The organism is Sphingomonas sp. FW306-1B-B10E (genome assembly GCF_058782005.1).
Genome location: NZ_JBYSXG010000042.1, coordinates 1 through 11,271 on the forward strand (window position 1 = coordinate 1; position 11,271 = coordinate 11,271).

Annotated in this window: 9 protein-coding genes, 1 tRNA gene and 2 rRNA genes; 8 read left to right on the forward strand and 4 right to left on the reverse strand. The window is 67.6% G+C overall.

The window, feature by feature from the left end; translation table 11 throughout:
- From AC3WJI_RS15525 to AC3WJI_RS15550, 6 genes are all read left to right on the forward strand, one after another.
- Window positions 1–140: ribosomal RNA gene (locus AC3WJI_RS15525) — 23S ribosomal RNA — on the forward strand; the annotation flags it as partial.
- A gap of 124 nt (window positions 141–264) precedes the next feature.
- Window positions 265–379: ribosomal RNA gene (rrf, locus tag AC3WJI_RS15530) — 5S ribosomal RNA — on the forward strand.
- Window positions 380–463: 84 nt separating this feature from the next.
- Window positions 464–540: transfer RNA gene (locus AC3WJI_RS15535), tRNA-Met, on the forward strand.
- Window positions 541–776: 236 nt separating this feature from the next.
- Window positions 777–3,926 carry an intermembrane phospholipid transport YdbH family protein gene (locus AC3WJI_RS15540; protein ID WP_492758187.1) on the forward strand — a complete coding sequence of 1,050 codons (3,150 nt, stop codon included), beginning with the start codon at window positions 777–779 and terminating at the stop codon, window positions 3,924–3,926.
- Window positions 3,927–3,970: 44 nt separating this feature from the next.
- Window positions 3,971–4,129, forward strand: coding sequence for a YnbE family lipoprotein (locus tag AC3WJI_RS15545; protein ID WP_492758188.1), 159 nt, complete (start codon window positions 3,971–3,973; stop codon window positions 4,127–4,129).
- Entirely contained in the window at window positions 4,129–4,500 is a 372-nt protein-coding gene (locus AC3WJI_RS15550) for a YdbL family probable chaperone protein (protein WP_492758189.1), read from the forward strand. Before AC3WJI_RS15545 ends, AC3WJI_RS15550 begins: the two co-directional genes overlap by 1 nt.
- Window positions 4,501–4,614: 114 nt before the next feature.
- Here the strand turns inward: AC3WJI_RS15550 and AC3WJI_RS15555 are convergent, their stop codons facing one another.
- Genes AC3WJI_RS15555 through AC3WJI_RS15565 form a run of 3 tightly spaced genes read right to left on the reverse strand, consistent with a single transcriptional unit; the run spans window position 4,615 to window position 8,770 of the window.
- A complete protein-coding gene (locus AC3WJI_RS15555; protein WP_492758190.1) occupies window positions 4,615–6,144 on the reverse strand; it encodes a DHA2 family efflux MFS transporter permease subunit in 1,530 nt (509 codons plus the stop codon).
- A 12-nt stretch (window positions 6,145–6,156) separates the two neighbouring features.
- Window positions 6,157–7,308: an HlyD family secretion protein gene (locus AC3WJI_RS15560; RefSeq protein WP_492758191.1), complete on the reverse strand. Its 1,152-nt coding sequence runs from the start codon at window positions 7,306–7,308 to the stop codon at window positions 6,157–6,159.
- Window positions 7,301–8,770, reverse strand: coding sequence for an efflux transporter outer membrane subunit (locus AC3WJI_RS15565; RefSeq protein WP_492758192.1), 1,470 nt, complete (start codon window positions 8,768–8,770; stop codon window positions 7,301–7,303). Before AC3WJI_RS15565 ends, AC3WJI_RS15560 begins: the two co-directional genes overlap by 8 nt.
- 89 nt (window positions 8,771–8,859) lie before the next feature.
- On the opposite strand from AC3WJI_RS15565, the gene AC3WJI_RS15570 reads away from it, so the two are divergent.
- Window positions 8,860–9,501: a TetR/AcrR family transcriptional regulator gene (locus AC3WJI_RS15570; protein WP_492758193.1), complete on the forward strand. Its 642-nt coding sequence runs from the start codon at window positions 8,860–8,862 to the stop codon at window positions 9,499–9,501.
- Here AC3WJI_RS15570 and AC3WJI_RS15575 read toward each other — a convergent pair.
- The gene (locus tag AC3WJI_RS15575) at window positions 9,498–10,664 is read right to left on the reverse strand and encodes a phospholipase D-like domain-containing protein (RefSeq protein ID WP_492758194.1); all 1,167 of its coding nucleotides are present in this window, start codon (window positions 10,662–10,664) and stop codon (window positions 9,498–9,500) included. The two genes, AC3WJI_RS15570 and AC3WJI_RS15575, sit on opposite strands and share 4 nt — an antisense overlap.
- A 209-nt stretch (window positions 10,665–10,873) precedes the next feature.
- On the opposite strand from AC3WJI_RS15575, the gene rpoZ reads away from it, so the two are divergent.
- A complete protein-coding gene (gene rpoZ / locus AC3WJI_RS15580; protein WP_492758195.1) occupies window positions 10,874–11,218 on the forward strand; it encodes a DNA-directed RNA polymerase subunit omega in 345 nt (114 codons plus the stop codon).
- The last annotated feature ends 53 nt before the right edge of the window (window positions 11,219–11,271 follow it).

Below are 11,271 nucleotides of genomic sequence, written 5' to 3' on the forward strand. Positions count from 1 at the left end.
CGCTGAAAGCATCTAAGCGGGAAGCCTCCCTCGAGATAAGATTTCTTAGGACGGTCGGAGACCACGACCTTGATAGATCGGATGTGGAAGTGCGGTAACGCATGGAGCTAACCGATACTAATTGTCCTATTCGCGCTTGAGAGTTCCACCATCAATGACAGCCCTGGCTGCATTGACGTGGATGATCATGTCGCAGCTGTATTCAACACCGTGCACGGTATCGATTTGAACCCAAGAACATGCGTCTTCGCACGTGCTCCATTGCCTGGTGGCTATGGCGTCTGTGAACCACCCGATCCCATCCCGAACTCGGCCGTGAAACCAGACTGCGCCGATGGTACTATCGCTCAAGCGATGGAAGAGTAGGTCGCCGCCAGGCATTGCAGCCCGTGCGAAACACGCAAATCCCAAAGTTCCCAGAAAAACCCATCACAATGTTAGCGACCTCCGGTCGCGCCTCTGGCGCGGGATGGAGCAGCCCGGTAGCTCGTCAGGCTCATAACCTGAAGGTCGTAGGTTCAAATCCTACTCCCGCAACCAAAGGTCGCTCACCGCAGCCCACAACAGCAGCCAGGCAGTCCCCCGGACTGCCTTTTGTGCTGTCGTCTCGTCAGGCTCATAACCTGAAGGTCGCAGGTTCAAATCCTGCTCCCGCAACCAACCCAAAGCCCGCAGGCACAAAGCCCGCGGGCTTTTTTCGCGTCCGTGCTCCGGGTGCCCACCCCTTGCCGACAGCGCAAACCTCGCGATAGTGGCGCCGCGGGAGTAGCCACGGCGTGACCAAGACCCTCGATCCAGCGCCGCCGCCGGCAAGCGCCCCAGAGCCGCCGCCGCGTGCGCGGCGGGCATGGGGACGCCTCCTGTTCGCGCTGGCGATGCTGCTGCTCGCCGTGCTCGCCGCAACATGGCTGCAGCGGCGGACGATCGCGCGCGAATATGTCGATCGCGAATTGCGGCGTCGCGGCGTCGCGGCCCGCTACCATATCGAGCAATTGTCGCCCTGGCGTCAGCGCCTGACCGGCGTCGTGGTCGGCGATCCGCGCGATCCCGACCTCGCTGCCGACTGGATCGAGCTCGGCACGTCGCTGTCGCCCTGGCGCGCCGAGGTGCTCGCGCTGCGCGCCGGCCGGGTTCGGCTCAAGGCACGGCTCGTCGAGGGCAAGCTTTCGCTCGGCGCGATCGACCGGCTGCTGCCGGCCTCCTCCGGCAAGGGGTTTGCGTTGCCCCATGTCGATCTCGATGTCGCCGATCTCGGGGTGCGGCTGGATAGCGGCCATGGCAAGGTCGACTTGGCATTGGCCGGACGCGGCCGGCTCGACGACGGTTTCGCCGGCAAGGCTCGGATCGCGGCGCCGCGGCTCGACCTCGCCGGCTGCACCGCTGCGGGGCTCGCCGGCGCATTCGATCTGCGCATCGCCAAGGCGCGGCCCATGATTGCGGGCCCGCTCTCGGCCGCCACGCTCGGTTGCGCCGGCGTGCAGGTCACCGCGCCCAGGCTCGCGGTGCGCGCGACGCTCGGCGCCGGGCTCGACAGCTGGGCCGGCGGCGCAGACGTTGCCATCGCCCGTCTCGAAGCCGCGCGCCGCCAGGCCGCGGGGATCAGCGGTCGGGTGTCGTTCACCGGCAGCGCGCAAGGCACGCACGGTCAGCTCGCCCTGCGGACGGCAAGTTTCGCGGCCCCCGAAATCGCCGGCGCCGCGCTGCAATTCGCGGGTGACTACCGCCAGGCACCGGGGGTGTTCGACTATCGCGGCACCGCGGTCGCACAGTCTGCGAGCCTGCCGCAACCGCTGCGCACCCGGATCGCCGGCTATCGCGATGCCGCCAAGGGCACGCCGCTCGCCCCGATCGCCGCGCGGCTCGCCCAATCGGCGGCGCAGGCGGCGTCGCGGTTCGATGCGACCGCCGATCTCTCGCTCAGCCAATCTTCCGCGGGCCTGCGCTACAGCATTCCGCGCCTAGCGGTCGTCACTGCCAGCGGTGCGCGCCTGGTTCTCGATCGCGGGGGGATTAGCGGGGAGGGCGCAGCAGCCCCGCGCGTCGCAGGCATGCTCGCGCTCCGCGGCGGCGGGATGCCCGAGGCCGAGTTCCGGCTCGCCCGGGCGCCCGGCGACGGCCGCCTCCACGGCACCGGCTTCGTCGCGCGTTATGCGGCGGGCGATGCAGCACTCTCGCTCGCGCGCATCGTCTTCGCGCTGGGACAGGACGGCGGCACCTTGCAGACGGTCGCCACGCTCTCCGGACCGCTTGCCAATGGACGCGTCGAAGGGCTCATCCTGCCGCTCGATGCCCGCTGGCAGGGACAGCGCGTGTCGCTCAACCCGACCTGCGCGACGATCCGCTACCAGCGCATCGCGCTCGCTGGCGCCGTGCTGACGCCAGCGAGCCTCGCGGCCTGCCCAGTCGGCGGCGCGATGGTCTCAGTCTCCTCGCGAGGCTTTGGCGGCGGCATCCGCCTCGTTCGACCGGCGCTGACCGGGCAGATCGGCGCCAACCCGCTCGCGCTCGGCATGGCCGATGCGCGAATCGACCTCGCCCGCCGCAGCTTCGCGCTCGACGGCGCTCGGGTTCGGCTCGGTGCCGAGCGCGTCTCGCGCCTCGACATCGACGCGCTCACCGGCAGCTTCGCCGAGCGCATCGCCGGCAGTTTTGCCGGGCTGAGCGGCCAGATCGGCGCGGTCCCGCTGGTAATCTCCGGTGCAGACGGCGATTGGCAGATGCAAGGCGCGGCACTGTCGCTCACTGGCAAGCTTCAGCTTGCCGACGCCGTAACCCCGCCGCGCTTCCACCCGCTCGCCAGCAGCGATGCTGTCTTGCATCTCGTCGACAACCGGATCACCGCGAGCGCCGGGCTGAACACCCCGACCGGCATCGCCGTCGCACGCGTCGAGATCCGCCACGATCTCGGCCAAGGCAGCGGCAGCGCGGTGATCACGGTGCCCGGGCTGCGCTTCGCCGAGAGCGGCCTCCAGCCAAGCGACCTCACGCCGCTCACCTTCGGGGTGGTTGCCGACGTGGTCGGCACCGTCGAGGGGCATGGCGACATCGCCTGGACCCCCGAGGGCGTGACCAGCACCGGCCGCTTCGGCACGCGCGCGCTCGATCTCGCCGCGGCGTTCGGCCCGGTCCGCGGCCTCGCCGCCGATATACGCTTCACCGACCTGCTCAACCTGCGCACCGCCTCCGCCCAACTGGCGACGACGCAGGAGATCAACCCCGGCGTCCCCGTGCGCGACGGCGCAATCCGCTTCCATCTGCTCGACAACCAGCGCGTCCAGATCGAGGGCGCGCGCTGGCCGTTCGCCGGCGGCGAACTGGTGCTCGAGCCGACCCTCCTCGATTTCAGCGAGAGCCGCGAGCGCCGCATGACCTTCCGCGTGATTGGCGCCGATGCGGCGCTGTTCCTCAAGGAAATGGAATTCGACAATCTCGACGCGACCGGCACTTTCGACGGGACGCTGCCGATGATCTTCGATGAAAAAGGCGGCCGCATCGAGGGCGGATCGCTGGTCGCGCGCGCCGGCGGGTCGCTGGCTTACGTCGGCGAAATCTCGCAGCGCGATGTCGGCTTCTGGGGCAACATGGCGTTCCAGGCGCTCAAGGCGCTCGATTACAAGAGCCTGACGATCGACATGAACGGCCCGATCGCCGGCGATATGGTCACCGAGATCCGCTTCGCGGGGGTCAGCCAAGGCAAGGGCACCAAGTCCAATTTCCTGCTGCGGCGGCTGGCGAAATTGCCCTTCGTGTTCAACGTCCGGGTCAGCGCGCCGTTCAAGCAACTGCTCGATTCGGTCCAGTCATGGTATGATCCGAACCGATTGATCGAGCGCAATCTGCCGGCGCTGCTCGAGGAGCAGCAACGGTCCGGCAGTGAGACCGGCGCAAAGCCGGTTCAGCCGCGCGAAAGCGACAAGCTGCGATAAAGGGAGCTGCAATGACGGTGAAGCGAGCAATAGGGCTTTGGGCGATGCTCCCGATCGGAACCACGATCGGGGGGTGCGTCAACGTGACGGCGCCCGACAAGCCGATCGTCATCAACCTCAACATATCGATCACGCAGGAAGTGGTGTATCGTCTCGACAACAAGGCGAAGACACTGATCCAGGAAAACCCGGGAATATTCTGATGCGCACATTGCCAATTCTAGCCGCACTTGCCGCGACCGCGCTGGTTGCGGCGCCTGCGCTTGCCCAGCGCGATCCCGCTTATTCGGCGGCGCGCGCCGCAGGCGAGGTCGGCGAGCAGCCCGACGGCTATCTCGGCGTGGTCGGCACCGCGACGCCGGCGCTCCAGGCGCTGGTCAACAACATCAATATCCAGCGCAAGAAGCAATATACCGCGCAGGCTGCGGCGGGCTCGACCGTCCAGCAGATGGCGTTCGTCACCGGCTGCAACCTGATCCTGCGCAGCGCGCCCGGCGAGAAATACCAGGCGCCCGACGGCCGCTGGCTCACCCGCGGCGCCGAAGCGCCGGTACGCGATCCGCGCTGTTTGTAACAGCGCGACCCGCTCTGCCACGTTCGTGCTGAGCCTGTCGAAGCACCGTCTTTCCTGAAGCGTGCAGAAGAGAAGAACGGCCCTTCGACAGGCGCAGGGCGAACGTATGTGGAGTTAGTGCGCCGCCCCCATCTCCACCGCCCGGGTGGGCCGCGGCGTCAGCCAGATGATCATCGCCGCGAAGGCGAATACCACTGCCGAGATCATGAAGATGTGCGTCGTCGCCAGCGCCATCGCCTCCTTGTCGACCAGCTGCGCGATCATCGCGCGGACCTGATCGACCGAGAAACCCTGTGCCGCAAGCGTGTCGCTGGTCCCCTGGGTGTTGAGCCGCGAGACGATCTCGCTGCGCGCGACCCGGCCGCTATCGTCCCACATCGTCGCCGAGATGGACGTGCCGATCGCGCCCGCCATCGTTCGCAGGAAGCTCATCACGCCCGCCGCCGATGCGGTCTCCTCGGGCTCGACCGCGCCGAGCGCCAGAGTGGTCAGCGGGATGAAGAAGAACGGCATCCCGAAGCCCTGGAGCAATTGCGGGAAGGCCAGCGTCCAGAAATCGGCGCCGCTGTTCCAATGGACCCGGAGCAACGAGGTCATGCCCAGCCACAATATGCCGAAGCACACCAATGCGCGCGGATCGACCTTGGAGGACAGCTTGGCAACGATCGGCGACATGATCACCGCCGCGACGCCGGTGAACGCCGTGGCATAGCCGGCATAGGTCGCGGTATAGCCCATGCTGGTCTGCAGCCATTGCGGGATGATCACCGCCGAGGCGAAGAAGGTCGCGAAGGCGAAGGACAGCGATGCCACCGCCACGGTGAAGCCGCGATGGCGGAACACGCGCAGATCGACGATCGGCTGGTCCTCGGTGAGCTCCCAGGCGAGGAACACCGCCAGCCCAATCGCGGCGATCACGGCGAGTGCGACGATCGTCGGGTCGCCGAACCAATCATGCTCGCGGCCGAGATCGAGCATGATCTGCAGCGCGCCGATCCACAACAGCATCAGCGCGAGGCCGATCCCGTCGATCCGCATCTTCTCGGTCGGCGTCTCGGAAGAAGCGAGCAGCCGCATCGCGCCGAACGCGCAGAGCGCGGCGACCGGCAGGTTGATGAAGAAGATCCAGTGCCAGGACCAAGAGTCGCTGATTGTGCCGCCCAGGATCGGCCCGAGGATCGGCGCGGTCACCGTGGTCATCGCCCAGACGCCCATCGCCTGGGCGCGCTGCTCGGGCTTGAAGATGCGCATCAGCAAGGTCTGGCTGAGCGGCATCAGCGGGCCGCCGCACAGTCCCTGTCCGATCCGGCAGGCGACCAGCATGCCGAGCGAAGTCGACATGCCGCACAGCAAGGAGAAAACGCCGAACCCGATCATCCCGAAGGTGAAGGTCCGCACCGTGCCGAATCGCCCGGCGAGCCAGCCGGTGAGCGGGACGCAGACCGCCTCCGCCACCGCATAGGACGTGATGATCCACGTCCCCTGGCTGGCCGAGATGCCGAGGCTGCCGCCGATATGCGGCACCGATACGTTGGCGATGGTGGTGTCGAGCACCACCATGAAGTTGGTGAGCGCAAGCACTGCGCCCGCGAGGATCAGGCGGAACCCCGTCAGGGGCGCCGCGGCCTCAGCCTTGCCGTTCATGACCAGCCGTCCTCAGTTTGCGGAGACGTCGATCTCGGCGTCCATCGACAGGCCGACCCGCAGCGGGTGCGCCTGCAATTCCTTGGGATCGAGCGCGACGCGCACGGGCAGGCGCTGGACCACCTTGATCCAGTTGCCGGTGGCGTTCTGCGCCGGGATCAACGCGAAGGAAGACCCGGTCCCGCCCGAGAGGCCGACAACACGCCCATGATATTCGACATCGCCGCCATACAGGTCCGACTTGAGCGTCACGCCCTGGCCGACCTTGACCTTGTTGAGCTGGCCTTCCTTGAAATTGGCATCGACATAGAGCTGGCCGACCGGGACGATCAGCATCAGCGGCGCGCCGGGCGCGACGCGCTGGCCGATCTGGACGTTGCGCCGAGTGATCACGCCGTCGATCGGCGCGCGGATCACGGTGCGCTCCATGTCGAGCTTGGCCTGTGCAACCTTGGCCTGCGCCGCGAGCACTTCGGGCGCGGTGTTGGCGGTGGTGCCGTTGATCAGCGCATTGTTCGCGGCGAGCTGGCCGCTCGCAGCGCCGCGCGTCGAGTTCGCTTGCGCGACTGAAGCCCGTGCGAGTTCCAGGTTCGCTCTAGCCGAGGCGAAGGCATTGACCGCGGAGGTCAGCTCGTCACCGGAGACTGCGCCATTGGGGGCGAGCTTCTGGCGACGCGCGAGATCGACGCGTGCCTTCTCATAGGCGGCCTGCGCGGCGCCGAGCTGGGCGCGTGCGCTGGCGATATCTGCGCCGCGTGCTTCGACTTGCGCGGCAAGCGCGGCACTGGTCGCCGAAGTCTGGCCGTACTGCCGCCGCGCCTTGGCGAGATCGGCCTCGGCCTGGGCGAGCGCGATCCGCGCGTCGCTGTCGTCGAGCTGGACCAGCACGTCGCCCTTGCGCACCGTCTGGGTGTCGGCGACGCGGACATTGACCACTTGGGCGGCGATCATCGGGGTCACGCTGGCGGTGTCGGCACCGACATAGGCATTGTCGGTGCTGATATAGTGGCTGCCGACCAGCGCGTACCAACCGCCATAGCCGGCGCCGACCAATAGCACCGCGCCGGCGATGCCGCCGAGCAGCCGCTTGCGCAGCGTGTTCGGCTTCTTCTGCGCTTCTTGTTCGGTGTGGAGGGCGAGGCCTGCGGGATCTGCGTCAGCCATGAATCGTGTCCTTGCGTGCGGCGGCAGCCGCGGTGTTTGGGGAAAAGCCTCCGCCGAGCGCGCGGACCAACTGGACGTCGAGCGTGAACGCCCGCGCCTCGAGATCGGCGACGATCTGGCGGTTCTGGAGCGCACGGTCCTCGGCCGTCAGCACGTCGAGGAAGGTCGAAAGCCCGCCGTCGAAGCGCTGCCGGGCGACCGAATAGGCGGCCTCCGAATCCGCCAACGCCTGGCGACTCTCGGAAAGCCGCGTGGCGAGCGCACGCTGGCTGGTAACGGCGTCGGCGACTTCGCGGAACGCCGTCGCGACGAGGCCATCATAATTGGCGACCGCCTCGTCATAGCCGGCGCGCGCGCCCTTATACTGGCCGGCGAGCTGGCCGCCGCGGAAGATCGGCAGGCTGACCGCGGGCCCGACCTGGCCGAAGGTCGAGCCGCTGTCGACCAGGTTCGACAGGCCGAGCGACTGGAGCCCGATCAGCGCGCTGATATTGACCGAGGGAAAGAAATCGGCGCGCGCGACCTTGATCCGGCTGGCGGCCGCTTCGACGCGGGCGCGGGCGGCGGCGATGTCGGGGCGGCGGCCGATCAGGTCGGTGGTGACGCCCGCAGGAAGCGCGCGCGTCTCGGTCGGTTGGCTGGGGAGCGCGATCGTCAGCCCGCGGTCCGGTCCCTTGCCCAGCAAGGCGGCGATGCGGTTGCGGGTCAGCCCGATCGCCTCGTCGGTCGCAGCCAGATTGGCGCGGGCGAGCGGGACGGCGGAATCGGCCTGCTTCGATTCGGCGCGCGTATCGAGCCCGGCGGCGACGCGGTCCGAGATCAGCTTCTGGGTCCGAGTACGCACGCCGAGTGCGCTCTCCTGCACGCGACGCTCGGCGGCGAGGCGCGCAAGATCGGCATAGGCACTGGCGATGTTTGTCGACAGCACCAGCCGCGACTGCTCGAGTTCGATCCGCGCGGCCTCGGCATCCGACGTCGCGGCGGCGAGCGCGGCGCGGTTCTTGCCCCACAGGTCGAGATCGAAGCTCAGGTTCGCGGCGACGCGGCCGCTGTCGTTCCAGCCCTGCGGCACGAATGCCGGGGGAATGCCGTTATTGTAGCTCTGCTTGGCCTCGGTCGCGCTGGCCTCGATCCCGACCGACGGCAAGCGCGCGGCGCCGGCCTGCTGGGCATAGCCCTCGGCCGAGCGGAGCCGGGCCGCGGCGGCGGCGAGATCGGGCGAATCGGCGAGACCCTCTTCGATCAGCGCGGTCAGCTGGGGGTCGGCATAATCGGCCCACCAATTGCCGGCGGGCCAGGCCGACGCCGTTGCCGTAGCGCCAAGCGTCTGGCTGGCGGCAAAGCTGTCGGCGGCGCGCACGTCGGGACGCACACCGAGATTGGGCACCGGCGCGCAGGCGGAAAACAGAAGCGGAGTGGCGAGCGTCGCGAGCAAGGCCGGCCGGAAGCGGGATGTCATCATGATTTAAATACCGTACAGTAGAGTACGGCAGCGCAAATGGTCCCGCGACCGCATCTTGTCAAGATAAAATCGTACCCTATAGTACGGTTATGGAAAACCTAACGGAAAAGGCTCCTGGCAAGCGCGAGGCGCGCAAGGAGGAGCGCCGCCTCGCGATCCTCGAAGTGGCCAAGCGCTCGTTCCTCGAGAACGGCTATTCGGCGACGTCGATGTCGGCGATCTCCGCCGAACTCGGCGGCTCGAAGGGCACGCTGTGGGGCTATTTCCCGTCGAAGGAGGAGCTGTTTGCGGCGGTGCTCGATCACGCCACGATCGCCTATCGCCAGCAGCTCAGCGACCTGCTCCGGCCCTCGGACGACTTGCACGCGACCTTGTTCGCCTTCTGCCGCAGCTTCATCACCAAGATCACTTCGCCCGAGGGGATTTTGCTGCATCGCCTCGTCGCGTCCGAATCGGGGCGCTTCCCCGAAGTCGGCGAGATATTCTATCGCCGCGCCCCGCTGCCGACCCAGCAGATGCTGACAGACTTCTTCACCGCGGAGATGGCGGCGGGCCATATGCGCCAGGACGATCCGCTCGCCGCGGCGAGGGCGCTCGCCAGCCTCTGCCTGGGCGGGCTGCATCACCGCGTGGTGTGGAGCAGGGACGAGGCGACCCCCGCCAAGGTCGAGGCCGAGGCGCGCTACGTCGCCGATCTCTTCGCGCGCGCCTTCGATATTCCGCGCGCCTAGCCGCGCCGGCGCGGCTGCGGGCCGAAATTGAGCCGCCGCGTGACGTTATAGTCGAGCACTGCCATCACGAAATAGGCGGCGAGCTGCTTGACCCGCATCCACGGCCCGGTGCGCGCCTTGTGGATCTCCGGGGTGATCAGCTCCGAAGCGGCGATTTCGCTCTCGACGAAGCGCGTTACATGCTCGGCGAAGGCCCGATCCTCGATCCGCAGCATTAGCTCGAGGTTGAGGAACATGCTCCGAATGTCGAAATTGGCGGAGCCGATATGGACGACGCCGTCAACCACGTACAATTTCATGTGGAGCTTGGTCGGCTGATATTCGAAGATCTGGACCTTCTTGCGCAGCAGCCCCGCATAAGTGAAATGCGCCGCCCATAGAGAGGCGGTGTGATCGACCTTCGACGGCAGCACCAGCCGGACGCGGCCGCGCTTGCCGGCGCGGTCGAGCCGCCGCAGCATCGCCGGATTCGGCGCGAAATAGGAAGTGATCAGGTCGATCGTCTGCGCGCGCTCCATCTCGCGCTTGACCACCCGCGCCCAGGGCGACAGTCGCCGCATCGGCCCGCCGAGCAGCCAGCGCGTCGCGCCCTCGGGCTCGCTCCACGAATTGAGCGTGCGGGCCAACGATCGCATCGATGCGCGCGGCTGTTTGGTCCAGCGCGACAAGGCGTCGAAATAGCCGACCAGCCGCGCCGCCGCAGGTCCTTCAACCAACAGTCCGAGGTCTCGCCACGCGTCCTGCTCGGGCGTGCCGAAATAGCTGTCCTCGATGTTGAACCCGCCGATCAGCACGCGTTCCTCATCGGCGAGCGCCAATTTCTGGTGGTTGCGCAGCAGATAGCGCCGCCCCCAGCGCGGCACGAAGCGGCACATGTCGACGCCGGCTTCGCGGAGCGGATCGAAGAAATGGTGGGATTCAGCATGCTCGCTGCCCAGTCCGTCGACGATGAGGTGAACCTGCACGCCGCGTCCCGCCGCCGCGATCAGTGCGTCGCGCATCGCGGCGCCGGCCGAATCGTCGACATAGATGTAATAGAGCACGCGCAGCGTGCGCTGTGCCGAGCGGATCAGCCCGAGCAGCGCCGCCATCCGCTCGGGGCCCTCGGGTAGCATCGTCAGTCGATTGCCGTCGACGGTAAAGGGCTGGGACCAGCGATCCATCCCTCGCTCATGGGCTGCACCGTCGCCTGCGGCAAGGGCGGCGGTTTCCGGCAAGGGCATCGGTGGCGGGTCCTACGGCGTTGCGTTGCCCAAACTCGCCATCGCCGACGGGGTTGCGAAGCGCGGGCAAGAGGCGTTTTTCTTGACATTCGCGGGGGCGGTGCCTAAGTGCCGCCCCTCTCCCGAATTCCCCAATCAAGGAAGCCTGAATGGCGCGCGTCACAGTCGAGGATTGCGTCGACAAGATCCCCAACCGGTTCGATCTGGTGCTCTTCGCGGCGCAGCGCGCGCGGCAGATCTCGGGCGGCGCCGAGCTGACCCTCGATCGTGACCGCGACAAGAACCCGGTCGTCGCGCTCCGCGAGATCGCCGAGGAGACCGTCCACCCGACGCATCTCGAGGAATCGGTGGTGTCGAGCCTCCAGCGCGTCCAGATCGACGACGAGGAAGCGCCGGACGAGGTCGGCTCGCTGGCCCAGTCGGCCGAGGCGCTCCGCCTGACCGCGGCGGCACCGCCCCGTAACCAGAATCTGGGCGCCGACTACGAGGGCTGAGCCTCGCGTCGCGTCACGGACATCGAAAGGGCTGGGGGCGACCCCGGCCCTTT

Coding starts and splice junctions, on each gene's coding strand:
- rpoZ (WP_492758195.1), top strand. CDS start 10,874: ATGGCGCGCGTCACAGTCGAGGATTGCGTCGACAAGATCCCCAACCGG.
- AC3WJI_RS15560 (WP_492758191.1), bottom strand. CDS start 7,308: ATGGCTGACGCAGATCCCGCAGGCCTCGCCCTCCACACCGAACAAGAA.
- AC3WJI_RS15570 (WP_492758193.1), top strand. CDS start 8,860: ATGGAAAACCTAACGGAAAAGGCTCCTGGCAAGCGCGAGGCGCGCAAG.
- AC3WJI_RS15575 (WP_492758194.1), bottom strand. CDS start 10,664: ATGGATCGCTGGTCCCAGCCCTTTACCGTCGACGGCAATCGACTGACG.
- AC3WJI_RS15550 (WP_492758189.1), top strand. CDS start 4,129: ATGCGCACATTGCCAATTCTAGCCGCACTTGCCGCGACCGCGCTGGTT.
- AC3WJI_RS15545 (WP_492758188.1), top strand. CDS start 3,971: ATGCTCCCGATCGGAACCACGATCGGGGGGTGCGTCAACGTGACGGCG.
- AC3WJI_RS15555 (WP_492758190.1), bottom strand. CDS start 6,144: ATGAACGGCAAGGCTGAGGCCGCGGCGCCCCTGACGGGGTTCCGCCTG.
- AC3WJI_RS15565 (WP_492758192.1), bottom strand. CDS start 8,770: ATGATGACATCCCGCTTCCGGCCGGCCTTGCTCGCGACGCTCGCCACT.